Consider the following 12,811-nt stretch of genomic DNA (forward strand, 5'->3'; position numbering starts at 1 on the left):
GCACTATCTACATCTAACTTTAAGGCAGAGATACCGACATGATGAAAACAATATTGTACGCGACCGATTATTCAAACGAATCAGTGGCAGCGCTAAAGTATGCCTTGGGCATTGCAAGAGCATTGCGTGTACGCATGGTGCTCACACATGTATATGACGTGCCCACCGTACTGGGCACCCAATCGGCAGAACCTTTTCCCGACCTGTCCAGAGATGCCAGAAAGCATGAACGCCAAAGGCTACAGGAGTTTTTTGAAGAACACATAGGAAAAGTATCTGATGAAACATTGATACGCTTCGAGCCAGTAGAGCATACATCGGTTACCAAGGGCATCATCTCAAAGGCCGCCGAATGGCATGCCTATGTCATCTTTGTCGGTGTCAGGGGTGGCAGCAAACTTCGGGAAATCATTATGGGGAGCACCACTAAGGCCCTGATAGAAAAGGCACCTTGCCCAGTCTGGGCGATTCCTGAAAATGCCGACTATGCGCCTTTGAAGACCATAGTATATGCCACTGCCTTTGAAGAAGAAGATGTGTATGCCATTCGTAAACTGGCCGGAATGGCCAGACCTTTCAAGGCCAAAATCAAGATCGTACATATCTCGACCGAGAATGAATATGCCGGAGAAAGCCAAATGGAATGGTTCAAAGACCTGCTTCGACAAAAGGTCACCTACAGGCGAATTGACTTTGAACTCATTTTTTCTGAAAATATTTTTGAACGAATCAAAACCTATTTAGAAGAAGTGAACGCTGATCTTTTGGTCATGTTGGAGCGCGGCAAGAAAAGTTTCTTCAAAAAATGGATGCGCGGCGATCTGGTCAAAAAAATGGAATCGTACGGCAAAGTTCCTCTATTGAGTTTTAGAGAGGGCAACCATCAGCTTTTTTATTTCAAGGCGGTGCTTTAAAACAAGTATCATGGCACGAAGACTGTATTTTATAATAATGCTTGTGGCCATTGGGCTTGCCATTTATCTATATACCGCCAGATCGGCCCACACCCAGACTTTCATCATCGCGGCCGCAACCCTGTTGTTCATGTTTTTTGGTATGGGCATTCATGGTCTGATCGCACATTCTCTAAACCCAAAGGTCAAAGGTGGCCTTTTGATCTATCCATTGCTGATGGGTGCGCTTTGGGCCGTTCTTTTTCTATTGTTCGTGTTTTTCATCTTGCCCATTTTTTGTCCTGATTTTTTGATCAGCCCCTGAAAAGGCTGGCCATCCTTATTGGGGCTGACCCACATCATTTTGTAATGTGTTCTTTGAGACTATTTTTCCACGATAAGATTCAAAACAGGAACACTATGAAAGCTATGGCAAAAATAAGAGACCTAAAAAGCAATGAGGCGAAACAGCTTATTGTAAGAAATTTGAACCGTATATTGGATTTCTGCATTTTGGATATCGATATAGAAAGAGGCACCCTGTACTTCATCTACGCCACCCCTCTTACCCTTGAAAAGGCTAAAAGGGAATTACGTTGCATAGGGCACCCGATGGACTATTGCATCTTGCAGAAGAGCATATCAAAGAAGCACGACGAAAGCTCATTGAAAGCCTGAAAAAACACTTGGACTACAACGGTTTGGCATAAGGGTCATTCAACATCAGGGAGTATCAACAACGGTATTTTGGCAGAAAAAGCGACCTTGCGTATTATCGGTTCCCGTAATAACTTTTCAAAGAAACTGTGCCTGTTCTTTTTAAATATGACCATGTCAACATCATTTCGTTGGCTCAACATGCTTTTCATGGCTGACGATATAGAAGTTTTCAGCGGCACCTCTTCAAAACGGTACTTCAAACCCACAAAATTGTCTTCGTAGAGTTTGCGGTTGGCTTTCTGTTCTTCGTTCATGGCGTTTCCGCGATCAAAATATACCATTGTCAATGCAATATCATGGCATTTGATGAGGTCTTTGAGCACTTTAAGGGCGGTGGTGCCAATCGGTTTTTTAAGGTCATTGGCGAAGATCATTTTTTTGGGCATTTGTAGCCCGAAGCCTTCGGGTACGGTTATAATGGGGCAAGTGTTGACGTGCCGTACAACACTCACCGCGGTGCTGCCCATAAATGTTTTGGCCAATGCAGTGGCCCCTTTGCTGCCCATGACCACAAAATCCACTTTCTTATCGGCAACGGTTGCAGCAATCGCTTCCAATGCTAGATTATCGACCATGATAGGCTCAAATTGATGGTTGTCTTTTTTGGTTTCGGTAAGGCCCGACACCAATTTTTTCAACATTAGTTGTGCATCGGATTTTCCCGTTGGTGCCGATGGGGCCATTTGGTAGGCATTGAGCACAAAAAATGTGCATTTTTCTTTTTCAAATAAGGCAATGGCATAATCGATGGCCACTTGGGCCGCTTCAGAAAAATCTGTTGGCAAGAGTATTTTTTTCATCGCTTTAGTTAGTGACTTCAGAGGTATCCCTTATGATCAAAAAAGGAATTTTCACATGAAATCCGATTTGATCTACATTTTGCTTGATAAGCAACCGCTCGAAGAAAGAGTGTTCTTTGTTCATCATGGCCAGCAGTTGAAAATCATGGTCTTCTATATGCTCTAAAATGGCATCGGGCATCAATTTGCCCTGAATCTCTGTAAATTGGTACGGCACTTCTTTTAAACAATTTTTTAGGTGCTTTTTATTTTGTTCCTGCTTGTCGGTCAAATCATTTTCAGGCAGTTCCTTTACGTGCAGTACCGTGATCTTTGCCATATACTCTTCGGCAATTTCAATAAGTGAACGTAGCTCTTTGATTTTATACTTTGACCAATAGTCGGTTGGAAAAAGGATGTTTTCCATTTTGGTAAACTTGCTGCTTTCAGGGATGGCCAGTACGGGTATTTTTGCCTTTCGGATCACGAATACAGCATTAGATCCCAAGAATAGCTGTTTGGCCCCTGTTGCCCCTTTGGTGCCCATGACCACCAAATCAATATTCTTCTCATCGGTGAGTTCATTGATCTCATCTGTCAATGTATTGAAGGCAGATACGGTCTCAAAACTGTGGTTCGGGTTGGGGAATTGTTTCTTAATGTCTTTCAAGGTTCTTTCGAGCCCTGCCAAGGAAACATCGACCTTAATATCAGGAATGGCACTGTAAGCAGGGCCTCCTATCAGATAATCCATACGGTAAAAGACTGGGGTATAGGTATGCAGCAGATAGAACTTGGCGGTTTCCTCCTTGAAGAATTCCAGGGCGTAGCAAATGGCGTTCCATGCGTTATCAGAAAAATCGGTGGGTATGAGAATGGTCTTCATCTGATGCGTTTTTGAGTGTTTCTGTGAAGTAACATCCCCAAAAATAATGGTCGGCAAAATTGAAAGCCATGATTTACGTCAGTCTAGAAAAAGAGCGAATGTGCGGCTGACCGTTGTCATAAAATGGGGAGCGATATGCACATACCTTTGAAAATATGCTATCTTCAAATGACAAAGCTCTCAAATCAATGTCTGTGCACAAACCCATAGCAAGTTACATCGACCATACCCTGCTAAAGCCAACGGCAACAGAAGCAGACATCAACAAACTCTGTCACGAGGCCACAACGCATGGTTTTCATTCGGTATGCATCAATGGGTGCCATGTTGCCCTTGCCAAAAAAGAACTTGGTCGTACAACGGTCGGTATCTGCACCGTGGTCGGATTTCCCCTGGGGGCCATGTCAACCGGGGCCAAAGTGGCAGAAGCCAAAGATTATGTTGACAAGGGGGCCGACGAAATCGACATGGTCATTAACATAGGATGGATAAAATCCAATAGCGAAAATCGGGTAAGAGATGAAATTGCCGCCATTAAAAAAGCGATTGATGATAGAATATTGAAAGTGATTTTAGAGACGTGTTACCTGACCCAAGCCGAAAAGCGAACGGTCTGTGAGCTGGCCTTAGAGGCCAAGGCAGATTTCGTAAAAACCTCTACGGGCTTTGGCACGGCAGGGGCGACCTTGGCCGATATAAAGTTGATGAAAGCCGTGGTGGGCGACCAAATGGGAATCAAGGCCTCAGGCGGAATCAGGGATAGAGAAACCGCCCTGCGGTTCATTGACCAAGGTGCCTCACGCATTGGCACCTCATCCGGAGTCGCCATTGTATTATCTAGCACAAAACAAGGATCATGAGCGTTCATATTGGGGCCAAATTGGGTGAAATCGCCAATACCGTACTGATGCCGGGCGACCCGCTGCGTGCAAAATGGATCGCAGAAACTTTTTTAGAAGACCCATTTTGCTATAACGATATTCGCGGCATGCTGGGGTACACCGGTACTTTCAACGGTAAGCGGGTCTCTGTACAGGGGAGCGGTATGGGTATTCCTTCCGCATTGATATATTACCATGAACTGATCAAAGACTACGGGGTGAAGAACCTGATCCGTGTGGGTACGGCAGGCTCTTATCAAAAAGATATTAAGATAAGGGATATTGTCTTGGCCATGGCAGCCTCTACAACCTCGGGCATCAACAACTCACGTTTTATCAACGCCGATTATTCGCCCACCGCCAATTTTGAGCTTTTGATGGGGGCTGCCCTATATGCCAGGGCGAACGATATTCCCATAAAGGCGGGCAATGTACTTTCTTCAGATGAGTTCTATGAAGATGACCCCGAGGCTTACAAGTTATGGGCACGGTACGGGGTGCTCTGTGTTGAAATGGAAGCCGCCGGCCTTTACACCGTGGCCGCAAAGTACGATGTAAGGGCCTTGGCCATACTTACGATATCTGATTCTTTGGTGACCGGTGAAAGATCTACTGCCGAAGATCGTGAAACTACTTTCAGAAACATGGTACACATCGCATTGAACATTGCTGAGTGAAATTGGCAACCGAACCAAGCTTCGTTCAAAAACAAAAATTGGCCCCAAATGATCTGGGTCATTTTGAATGTGCCCAAAAATCTTCAAATTTATTGTTCATACTAAAAATATGCATCATGGCACTTAATTTTAACCAATATGCAACAGAGGGGAATACCTTTTTAAAAGACTATGCCAAGCAATTGGGCTTTGGCAACGATACCGAAAAGGCGGGCAGAATATTTGTTTCGATCATGCACGCGTTGCGCGAGATCATACCGGTAGAGGAGTCTTTGCAGTTCATCGCACAACTGCCGATGTTCTTAAAGGCGGCCTACGTGAACGGGTGGACCATAAAGAAAAAGAAGCCCAAGATCAAACGAATGGATGAGTTTGTGGAGTTGGTCAAGGAAATGGACGGAGTGGCAGCCATCAACGATTATGGCTATGAGAATGACTTGGCCGAAAAGTATATCGACCTGACTTTCATCTATCTGAGAAAATATGTATCCCTTGGAGAAATGGAAGACATACGAGGCTCTCTTCCAAAAGATCTTAAAAGCATGATCTACTCCAATTTGATGTTTTAGGCCCCAAACCCTAGAATCAATATGAACGTCTTACTGGCCTTGCTTCTGTACATTTTTGTGCTGGTGGTTGTCCTGTACCTGAAAAGAAAGCAACTCTGACCTAAAACATGGCCGAAAGCACGCTAAAAGCCTGACAACGTTGCGGATCAATAGGTCTGTGGCAAGGTCAAAATGATGCCCTCGCTCTCCAATTGCTGTACGATGCGCTCAACGTAATCATTCACTGTTGTCGTGATGTTTGAAGGATCTACGATTTTGAAAGTGCCCACCCAGACCAGTGTTTTGCCCTCATCTTCTTTGATGTTGTATATAGAGGTCTCTATGTGAAAGACTTTGTAATCCTTATAATACCCAGGCGTATAATAAACGTCTTGAAACCTGTAATAATAGCGTCCGAAACGATACCACCAATAATTGCCAAAGGTATAATGGCCAGATTGATAGAGCCTATCTTCATCGATACCGATTACGGCGGTGATGACCACTGCATCAAAGCCATCGGCGATAAGCTCGTTTTTCATGGCCTCGACCTCGGCTTCGCTCTTTTTTGAATCGGTGAAGGCTTCATCGAGTACCATACTGCTCTCATGGGCATTGATGCCCCTGGCAATAAATGATTCCTTTAGCTTTTCTTCAAAGATCTTTCGGGCGGTCAGGTTATCGGTCATTCCCACAATCAGTACTTTGTTCGGGTCAAAATTGGTGACTTCCTTGTTTCTCCAACTGTCCACAAACCGTGTTGAAGAACAAGATGCCATCATTAAGATTGCCAGAATGGCTGCCATTTTTTTCATCGGAACATACTTTGAAATCAAAATTCAAACTGTGTCTCAAAAATAGATGCCCTTTCATGCCCAGGCAATGACCTGTATCATCTTGGCAGCGTCTTTTTATTCTTGTCAGACTGACCCAAATCATTGTGGATGCACCACCTGCCCGCTACCTTGGCTCCCATTAAAACTAGAGTCATGAAACAATATTTTGCATTTCTCGCACTTGTTGTACTCCCTTTTTTTGTATTCTCACAGACTTTAAAGACCATCAACAAGCCCACCATCAAGGGGCTTGATGAAGTAGCGCCCTTTAGTGAAGATCTGGCGGCGGTCAGAAAAGGAAACCAATGGGGCTTTATCGACAAGACCGGGCAGTTGGTCATTGATTTTAGAAGTGATTTGGTTTGGAGCAAGAATGCCGACCCCAAGCGAAAAGATGTCAAGGGTATCCGATATCCCCAATTCAAGAACGGGCGATGTATGATCCAAGAGATAAAGGATGAGGATATTCCGTATTATGGCTTTATCGACACCGAAGGGCAAATTGCCATAGAACCTGAATACATCAACCTTACCGAGTTTGACGATGGCAGGGCCGTGGGCATTTTTTGTAGAAGAACCTATAGGGGCAAAAACAATTTTCAGCTCAATATTTACGAATACACCTTTACAGAAGCCGTGCTGAACACCGAAGGAGAAATTATATGGCCCATAGAAGACAGAGAGGGCATTTTGATGAAGAAAGGGCGGTACGAAATGCCAGAGTTAAGGGCAACCTTGATCTCACCTGATCTTTTGGCGGTAAAAGACACGACAAATGATTGGGAAATACGTAACATCAACTCACAAAACCAAAAACCATGAATAGGTTAAAAGACAAAGTGGCCGTGGTCACTGGTGGTGCCGCGGGCATAGGAAAAGAAACTGCAAAAGTCTTTCTTTTGGAAGGCGCCAAGGCACTTTTGGTCGATATTGATGAAGAGGCCCTGAAGAAGACCGTAAAAGAATTTGACAATGCCAATGTGAAGTATTGCCAAGCTGATGTATCGAAAGCATCAGATGTGAAAAAATATACACAGGAAGCCTTGGATGTCTTCGGAAGAATCGATGTCTTCTTCAGCAATGCAGGCATTGAGGGTACTTCTAGGCCCATAGCTGAATACCCCGATGAGGTGTTCAACAAGGTCATCGATATCAATTTGAAAGGGGTCTGGCACGGGTGCAAATATGTGATCCCGAAAATGGCCGAGGGTGGTAGTGTCATTATCACCTCTTCGGTGGCGGGCCTTAAGGGCTTTCAAGGCTTGGGGGCCTATGTGGCCAGTAAGCATGGGGTAATAGGGATCATGCGTACCGCAGCCATTGAGTTTGCCGAAAGAAAAATACGCGTGAACACGGTTCATCCAGGCCCGGTAAACAATGAGATGATGCGCAGGATCGAAGCCGATATATCTCCTGATGACCCCCTACAGGCGCAACAGGGGTTCGAGGCTATTGTGCCCTTTGGCCGCTATGCCGAAGCAAGTGAAATTGCCGACCTTGTCATATTTCTCGCCTCTGATGAAAGCAAGTACATTACTGGAAGCACCCATGTCATCGATGGAGGTCTGATGGCGGGCTGATAAATTTAAAAATAACGTTACCCTTATGAGAACAATCCTTTGCTTGATTTTTTTGAGCCTGTTTCTTTGGAACTGCAAACAGGCGCCTGAGTCCAAAAAAGTGGATGCCGATATACAGCAGCCCTTAGTAAAAACCGAAAAAGCACAGAAGACATCTCCCATTTTGCTCAAGCTTGTCGAGTTTGCCGACACCACGGCAACAGACACCACCGATATTACAGACATATTTGTTTTTAAGCAATTGAACGAAAATGGAGAGATTGCCTCTCTTGACCCGAAAGATGCCGTCTCGCTCCATAAAAAAGTCACTGATGCCAAAAGCGGGGAAGAGCTGCCCATATTTGAACTGAAAAAGGGGCAAAAGGCAGTACTCATGGTCAATGGCAGGGGCTTTGCAGGGCCTTTGTGGGCCAAGATTTTGGTTGACAAAGATGCGATGACCATCGAAAAAATCGAATTTGACCATAGTGCGGAATCAGAGGGGTATGGTGACGGCATAACATATACCTCATTTGAAAAACAATTCGTCGGTGCCAAGATTGACTTAACAGACAACACCTTTTCTCTGTTCCAGAGCGGAAGTGAAGTAGAAAAGGGAAACCAAAGGATCGACGGTCTTTCAGGGGCGACCATGACCAGCCAAGCCGTTGTGAAAATGGTGAACGAAGGACTTAAAAAGTATAAAGGATACTTGAATCCTGAATGACAAAACACCAACTCATTGAAGGATGGATCCAATCAACATCATCTCGGTAACGCCACAAAATGTTAAGGAGCAAACACTCTTCTGTGTCAAGGATATCACCAACCCCGGATTTGAAAACAAGCGTATATGGTTCGAAAAAAGATATGCGGAAGGATTGCGGATGAAAATCCTGAAAGGTGAAAATGACAAAATGATCGGTTTCATTGAATATGTTCCGGCCGAATATGCTTGGCGGCCCCTTGATGCCGATGGCTTTATGTTCATCCATTGCATGTATGTTTATTCGAAAAAAGACCGGAACAAGGGCTACGGATCAACGTTGATTAACGAAGCCGAAAAAGATGCCAAGGCAAGGGGGATGGCCGGGGTCTGTGTCATGGCCAGTAAAGGAGCTTGGATCGCAGACAAAGGCATTTTTGAAAAAAATGGATTTCAACAAGTCGATAAAAAAGGAAGGTTTGAATTACTGTCGAAAAAATGGGATGCGAAAGCACCAGATCCCAAACTGCACGATTGGACAGTACAGCAAAAAAAATACAAAGGTTGGCATTTGCTCTATGCCGACCAATGCCCCTGGCACGAAAAATCGGTCGAAGCCCTTTTGAATACTGCAATGGACTATGATATTGACCTTAAAGTTATCAAGTTGAAAACGGCTAAGGAGGCCAAAAATGCGCCATCGGGCTATGGGGTGTTCAGCCTATTGCACAACGGGAAATTGTTGGAAGACCACTATATCAGTGCCACTAGGTTTCGCAATATCTTAAAAAAGGAACTTGGCATGGGCAGTCAAAAGTAGTGATAGACCGAAAGCGTTTACCTAAAAATCTTTGCTTCTTTGCTAGCTAAACCGATGTTTTTTCGATTTTTTGTTCCAAGCTGATTCCATGATCGACAAACTTGCCTTTCAGGTAACATTGACGGCAGTATTCAGTGTTCACCGTGCCGTCTTTGTTGGTGCCAAAATCGACCAAGTGGTACATGGGTTGACCACAGTTTTCACAACTATTTCTTTTTGAAAGATTCATGGTAGCATATCAATTATATGTTTTTCAATCGGTTACGACAAAATAACCTTTACATTTATGGCGTGAAATGACATAGGTCAGGCACGGCATAAAACCATTTCCCAATTCAAAACCGGTATAAAAAGGCAGCGATACCGTTTATCATAAATCGGTGTTTTTTGGCTTTCTGGGCAATACCTCTTCAGGAAAGGGGAACAAGATTGTGGAGTTCTTCTCGGCCGCGATGTTCGAGAGGGTCTGGTAGAGCCGCAATTTGATGGCCGAGGGTGACTTGTCAATTTGAAGGCCTGCTTCCAACAACTTTGCCGCGGCCTGATTCTCGGCTTCGGCAAGAATGATCCGTGCCCTCCGCGAACGTTCGGCTTCGGCTTGGTTGGCCATCATGCGCTTCATGTTTTCGGGCAGTTGAATGTCTTTGATCTTTACGTCGATGATCTCAATGCCCCAATGATGGGTTTCCGTTTCAACAATGCTTTTGATGTTCTTGCCCATTTCTTCACGTTTTGATAGAATGGTGTCCAACTCTACCTTTCCACAGACATCCCTAAGTGCGGCCTGTGAGAGCTGGGTGATGGCAAAATCGTATTCTTCGACCTCAAGAACCGCTTTTTCGGGGTCGTTGATCTTAAAAAATACCACCCCATCGATGCTACAGGGCACGTTGTCTTCGGTCATCACTTCTTGCGAGACGATATTGATGGTGATGACCCTAATGTCAACCACTTGAATGGTCTCGACCAAGGGAATGATCCACCGGAAACCCGGTTGCAGGGTTTTGACATATTTTCCAAATCGGAATTTCAAAGCTCTTTTATATTCAAAAACGATACGGATACCGGCCAATAGAATGACACCTAAAATGATGCCGAACAAAAACATGGGATTCATAGTATTATATTTAGATAGTTCAACTTTGTTTGCCACTGCTGACAAGAACATCAGCGGGCAAACGGACATTTGAAGCTTTTTCGATGCACTTCAATAGAGGTCAAAAAAAGAAGAAAACCGCACTGTCCTAGATTGGTTTGGTCTTCTTTCAAGATACAGAAAAAAATGATGCGCACATAAAGCCATTGCCATCACATTTTATAGTTGAAACCCCGTTTTCTGGGTCAATATCTGTTTCAGTTCGCCCATGGTTCTGGCATCGATGAGGTTCAACGCCTTTACCCCACAAAGCTTCTCTACCATTTCAATGCCCGCCAAGGTGTTGGAGGCAATGCCGGTAACGACATCGGGCGTTAGGTCAAAGGCCCTCATCAGCCCGTGTACGGCATACGGGTCTGAGGCGGCCAAAACAATTGCTTTTATCTGTTCTCTGATTGCGTTGATGGCACTATCGCCATTGTAGGGTTCCAAGGGTGAGGCCCCTATTTCGATAATGGCCACATCGGCATTTTGTTGTTGGATCCTACTGAGCAATTGCTTCAGAAGCACTTGGTATTTTTCCTTGGGATAGATGGAGGATGGAAGGCCCACATCAACAAAATCCATCACCGTATCGGCACCGACATCCTTTATGGCGAGAATGTCCTTGAACCGGCCGGCACCCGTCAGTTTTGCACCCACCACCTTATGCCCGGCCATCTTGAACAGATGGGTGACGATACGCGCCGAGGTGGTCTTGCCGGCCGACATCGAAGTGCCGACAAAAAGGATAACGGGTGTTTTGAAAGTAATTTCATCCACGGGGGCCACAAAATCGCGCATGTTCAGTTTTTTACCCTTGCGGCTGGCATGCCCCAAATACACCACTTGCATCATATTGGGAATGAAAGCGGATTTTGAGGTGAGTCTGCCCATAAGCCCCGCCGCCGTGAGCACGTGCATTTTCAGGTCGTCTTCTACCTTTCGCCATGTGCCAGTGGCCTCTAAGGTGGCAAAACGTTCGCCCAATGCCCCTATCAGGTGTTCATCTCCGATGACACCGCGCATTCTTCCGCTGGGCAGTTCAAGGCTCAGGGCATTGCTTCCTGGGTCTGTGATCTTGCAGATGACATAATCTCCGGTTTCCCACTGTTTTCTGGGCAATTGTTTCACTTCAAACTCTTTTTCCCGCAAATCGGAAATCCGTGTCAACGAGGCATAGATATATTTTAGGTCCATAGCTTTATTCTTTTATTGAATCTGACAAGAGCAGCAAGGTCAACAGGGCCGTTCGTTTGGGTAATTGCTCGCTGAAAATGAATTCGTGGTGGGCATGGGCACCATCGCCGGTCGTTCCGAGTCCGTCCAGGGTGGCCGTGTAGGTGCTGGTGGTGTTGCCATCAGAACCTCCGCCTGCCGTGGCCTCTTCCAGCTCCAATCCCAATAGCAAAGCCTTTGCCCTGGCCAGTTTCCACAATTTTTGGTTTCTGGGGGTACGCTCCATCGGTGGTCTGCCCATAGCGCCTTCCACCCGTATCTTGACATCGGCCATGGTTGGCCGAAGCCCGTATATTTTTTTGGTGATGGACTTGCCATCTTCTTTGTTGAGTACCCTAACATCGACCACTGCCTTGCTTTCGGGGGCCACCACATTGGGCGAAATACCCCCTTGAATGGTGCCTACGTTCACGGTGATGCCCTTTTCAAAATCGTTCATGGCATATAATCGCTGCACTTGGTGCGAAAGCTCTACAATGGCGTTGATGCCCTTACCGGGGTCTAGCCCTGCGTGGGCCGCCTTGCCGGTGACCGTTATCGTAAATCGCCCCAGACCCTTGCGGGCGGTCTTCAATTTTCCCTCAAGCCCCAAGGGAGGTTCCATGACAAAGGCGCGCTCACAGATCTTTGCCAATCGTTTTATGGCATGACGTGATTCAATGCTTCCGATTTCCTCGTCAGAATTGATGAGCACCAGTGGGGTCAAGGCTGTCTCAAGGGACAGTTCTTTGATGGCCTTGAGGGCAAAGACCATTTGCGTAAGCCCCGCTTTCATGTCATAAACACCGGGGCCGCTGAGTTTGCCGTCACGCTCGGCAATGGGCATTTCTTTGAGTGTGTCCTTTTTCCAGACGGTATCACAATGTCCCAAAAGCAATTGCAGGGGTTTGCCTCTATCCCTATTTTGGGGTCGGGCATAGAGATGGCCACCGGTCTCACTGCCGGGAATGAACTGTACAAAAAAATGGAGCTCTTCCAATTTCTTTCCGAGAAGCTGTAGGATTTTCTTTTGGGATCCAGCATCATGTGAGGGCGACTCAAGCTTGACCAGTTTCTTTAGGAACGCCACTTGTTCTTCATGGTGCATGTTAAGGTAATCCAACACTTCAGAAGCGGTATCCGTAGCCATCCA

Annotated in this window: 17 protein-coding genes; 10 read left to right on the forward strand and 7 right to left on the reverse strand. The window is 45.6% G+C overall.

Translation table 11 applies throughout. The annotated features are described in order from the left end of the window. Window positions 1-38 precede the first annotated feature (38 nt). The 3 genes from VC82_RS02805 (at window position 39) to VC82_RS02815 (ending at window position 1,571) form a co-directional block, all read left to right on the forward strand. Window positions 39-914, forward strand: a complete 876-nt coding sequence (locus VC82_RS02805; protein ID WP_084598146.1) for a universal stress protein — start codon at window positions 39-41, stop codon at window positions 912-914. A 10-nt stretch (window positions 915-924) separates the two neighbouring features. Next, window positions 925-1,218 (forward strand): hypothetical protein, encoded by a 294-nt coding sequence (locus VC82_RS02810; RefSeq protein ID WP_045801031.1) that lies wholly within the window; start codon window positions 925-927, stop codon window positions 1,216-1,218. Between the two features lie 104 nt (window positions 1,219-1,322). Beyond that, window positions 1,323-1,571: a hypothetical protein gene (locus VC82_RS02815; RefSeq protein WP_170218306.1), complete on the forward strand. Its 249-nt coding sequence runs from the start codon at window positions 1,323-1,325 to the stop codon at window positions 1,569-1,571. Between the two features lie 35 nt (window positions 1,572-1,606). Here the strand turns inward: VC82_RS02815 and VC82_RS02820 are convergent, their stop codons facing one another. After that, entirely contained in the window at window positions 1,607-2,413 is an 807-nt protein-coding gene (locus VC82_RS02820; protein ID WP_045801033.1) for a universal stress protein, read from the reverse strand. Between the two features lie 4 nt (window positions 2,414-2,417). Next, entirely contained in the window at window positions 2,418-3,278 is an 861-nt protein-coding gene (locus tag VC82_RS02825; protein WP_045803202.1) for a universal stress protein, read from the reverse strand. 188 nt (window positions 3,279-3,466) lie between these two features. Between VC82_RS02825 and deoC the strand changes: the two genes are divergently transcribed. The 3 genes from deoC to VC82_RS02840 all read left to right on the forward strand — a co-directional run bounded on the left by deoC (window position 3,467) and on the right by VC82_RS02840 (window position 5,405). Continuing rightward, window positions 3,467-4,138, forward strand: coding sequence for a deoxyribose-phosphate aldolase (gene deoC / locus VC82_RS02830; protein ID WP_045803203.1), 672 nt, complete (start codon window positions 3,467-3,469; stop codon window positions 4,136-4,138). Then, window positions 4,135-4,836 carry a purine-nucleoside phosphorylase gene (gene deoD, locus VC82_RS02835; RefSeq protein WP_045801034.1) on the forward strand — a complete coding sequence of 234 codons (702 nt, stop codon included), beginning with the start codon at window positions 4,135-4,137 and terminating at the stop codon, window positions 4,834-4,836. The genes deoC and deoD overlap by 4 nt, the downstream gene beginning before the upstream one ends. Window positions 4,837-4,952: 116 nt before the next feature. After that, on the forward strand, window positions 4,953-5,405 hold the full coding sequence (locus VC82_RS02840; RefSeq protein ID WP_045803204.1) for a DUF2267 domain-containing protein: 453 nt from the start codon (window positions 4,953-4,955) through the stop codon (window positions 5,403-5,405). A 146-nt stretch (window positions 5,406-5,551) separates the two neighbouring features. Here VC82_RS02840 and VC82_RS02845 read toward each other — a convergent pair whose 3' ends face one another. Beyond that, a complete protein-coding gene (locus tag VC82_RS02845) occupies window positions 5,552-6,199 on the reverse strand; it encodes a hypothetical protein (protein WP_052698867.1) in 648 nt (215 codons plus the stop codon). Window positions 6,200-6,373: 174 nt separating this feature from the next. On the opposite strand from VC82_RS02845, the gene VC82_RS02850 reads away from it, so the two are divergent. From VC82_RS02850 to VC82_RS02865, 4 genes are read left to right on the forward strand one after another with little or no spacing between them, the layout of a single operon-like run. After that, window positions 6,374-7,042 (forward strand): WG repeat-containing protein, encoded by a 669-nt coding sequence (locus VC82_RS02850; protein WP_045803206.1) that lies wholly within the window; start codon window positions 6,374-6,376, stop codon window positions 7,040-7,042. Beyond that, on the forward strand, window positions 7,039-7,800 hold the full coding sequence (locus VC82_RS02855; RefSeq protein WP_045801035.1) for an SDR family NAD(P)-dependent oxidoreductase: 762 nt from the start codon (window positions 7,039-7,041) through the stop codon (window positions 7,798-7,800). Before VC82_RS02850 ends, VC82_RS02855 begins: the two co-directional genes overlap by 4 nt. A 25-nt stretch (window positions 7,801-7,825) precedes the next feature. Further along, window positions 7,826-8,506 (forward strand): FMN-binding protein, encoded by a 681-nt coding sequence (locus VC82_RS02860; protein WP_084598147.1) that lies wholly within the window; start codon window positions 7,826-7,828, stop codon window positions 8,504-8,506. 22 nt (window positions 8,507-8,528) lie between these two features. After that, window positions 8,529-9,305 (forward strand): GNAT family N-acetyltransferase, encoded by a 777-nt coding sequence (locus tag VC82_RS02865; RefSeq protein ID WP_045801037.1) that lies wholly within the window; start codon window positions 8,529-8,531, stop codon window positions 9,303-9,305. Between the two features lie 46 nt (window positions 9,306-9,351). On the opposite strand, the gene VC82_RS15365 is transcribed toward VC82_RS02865, so the two are convergent. The 4 genes from VC82_RS15365 to VC82_RS02885 all read right to left on the reverse strand — a co-directional run bounded on the left by VC82_RS15365 (window position 9,352) and on the right by VC82_RS02885 (window position 12,808). Next, window positions 9,352-9,534 carry a zinc ribbon domain-containing protein gene (locus tag VC82_RS15365; protein ID WP_045801038.1) on the reverse strand — a complete coding sequence of 61 codons (183 nt, stop codon included), beginning with the start codon at window positions 9,532-9,534 and terminating at the stop codon, window positions 9,352-9,354. Between the two features lie 141 nt (window positions 9,535-9,675). After that, window positions 9,676-10,422: a slipin family protein gene (locus VC82_RS02875; protein WP_045801039.1), complete on the reverse strand. Its 747-nt coding sequence runs from the start codon at window positions 10,420-10,422 to the stop codon at window positions 9,676-9,678. Between the two features lie 198 nt (window positions 10,423-10,620). Next, window positions 10,621-11,640, reverse strand: a complete 1,020-nt coding sequence (locus VC82_RS02880; RefSeq protein WP_045801040.1) for a hypothetical protein — start codon at window positions 11,638-11,640, stop codon at window positions 10,621-10,623. A gap of 4 nt (window positions 11,641-11,644) precedes the next feature. Further along, window positions 11,645-12,808, reverse strand: coding sequence for a M20 family metallopeptidase (locus VC82_RS02885; RefSeq protein ID WP_045803207.1), 1,164 nt, complete (start codon window positions 12,806-12,808; stop codon window positions 11,645-11,647). Window positions 12,809-12,811 lie beyond the last annotated feature (3 nt).

The sequence above is a fragment of the Flagellimonas lutaonensis genome, from assembly GCF_000963865.1.
Classification (GTDB): domain Bacteria; phylum Bacteroidota; class Bacteroidia; order Flavobacteriales; family Flavobacteriaceae; genus Flagellimonas_A; species Flagellimonas_A lutaonensis.

Coding starts and splice junctions, on each gene's coding strand:
- VC82_RS02805 (WP_084598146.1), top strand. CDS start 39: ATGATGAAAACAATATTGTACGCGACCGATTATTCAAACGAATCAGTG.
- VC82_RS02810 (WP_045801031.1), top strand. CDS start 925: ATGGCACGAAGACTGTATTTTATAATAATGCTTGTGGCCATTGGGCTT.
- VC82_RS02815 (WP_170218306.1), top strand. CDS start 1,323: ATGGCAAAAATAAGAGACCTAAAAAGCAATGAGGCGAAACAGCTTATT.
- VC82_RS02820 (WP_045801033.1), bottom strand. CDS start 2,413: ATGAAAAAAATACTCTTGCCAACAGATTTTTCTGAAGCGGCCCAAGTG.
- VC82_RS02825 (WP_045803202.1), bottom strand. CDS start 3,278: ATGAAGACCATTCTCATACCCACCGATTTTTCTGATAACGCATGGAAC.
- deoC (WP_045803203.1), top strand. CDS start 3,467: ATGTCTGTGCACAAACCCATAGCAAGTTACATCGACCATACCCTGCTA.
- deoD (WP_045801034.1), top strand. CDS start 4,135: ATGAGCGTTCATATTGGGGCCAAATTGGGTGAAATCGCCAATACCGTA.
- VC82_RS02840 (WP_045803204.1), top strand. CDS start 4,953: ATGGCACTTAATTTTAACCAATATGCAACAGAGGGGAATACCTTTTTA.
- VC82_RS02845 (WP_052698867.1), bottom strand. CDS start 6,199: ATGAAAAAAATGGCAGCCATTCTGGCAATCTTAATGATGGCATCTTGT.
- VC82_RS02850 (WP_045803206.1), top strand. CDS start 6,374: ATGAAACAATATTTTGCATTTCTCGCACTTGTTGTACTCCCTTTTTTT.
- VC82_RS02855 (WP_045801035.1), top strand. CDS start 7,039: ATGAATAGGTTAAAAGACAAAGTGGCCGTGGTCACTGGTGGTGCCGCG.
- VC82_RS02860 (WP_084598147.1), top strand. CDS start 7,826: ATGAGAACAATCCTTTGCTTGATTTTTTTGAGCCTGTTTCTTTGGAAC.
- VC82_RS02865 (WP_045801037.1), top strand. CDS start 8,529: ATGGATCCAATCAACATCATCTCGGTAACGCCACAAAATGTTAAGGAG.
- VC82_RS15365 (WP_045801038.1), bottom strand. CDS start 9,534: ATGAATCTTTCAAAAAGAAATAGTTGTGAAAACTGTGGTCAACCCATG.
- VC82_RS02875 (WP_045801039.1), bottom strand. CDS start 10,422: ATGAATCCCATGTTTTTGTTCGGCATCATTTTAGGTGTCATTCTATTG.
- VC82_RS02880 (WP_045801040.1), bottom strand. CDS start 11,640: ATGGACCTAAAATATATCTATGCCTCGTTGACACGGATTTCCGATTTG.
- VC82_RS02885 (WP_045803207.1), bottom strand. CDS start 12,808: ATGGCTACGGATACCGCTTCTGAAGTGTTGGATTACCTTAACATGCAC.